Consider the following 247-nt stretch of genomic DNA (forward strand, 5'->3'; position numbering starts at 1 on the left):
GGCGTCAAGAGGATCAAGGCAGCAACGGTTGTGCCACGCCGCCCTGTCGGATCAGGCTGGATTGAGCTCGAGGGAGCGGAAGCGAGACGGCGCAAGCCCCGTCCACCGCTTGAAAGCGCGCGTGAAATGCGCGGGATCGCTGTAGCCGACCATATAGGCAATTTCAGTCGCTGAATATTTGCCCAGCCTGATCAGCCGCAGCGCTTCGCTGCGCCGCGTCTCGTCCTTCAGGCTTTCAAAATCGACG

At 61.1% G+C, this 247-nt stretch carries 1 protein-coding gene; it reads right to left on the reverse strand.

The annotated features are described in order from the left end of the window. Positions 1-51: 51 nt before the first annotated feature. A partial coding sequence (locus SB751_RS33860; protein ID WP_410749479.1) for a helix-turn-helix transcriptional regulator occupies positions 52-247 on the reverse strand: 196 nt, incomplete at its 5' end.

The organism is Cupriavidus sp. SIMBA_020 (assembly GCF_046535395.1).
Taxonomy (GTDB): domain Bacteria; phylum Pseudomonadota; class Gammaproteobacteria; order Burkholderiales; family Burkholderiaceae; genus Cupriavidus; species Cupriavidus campinensis.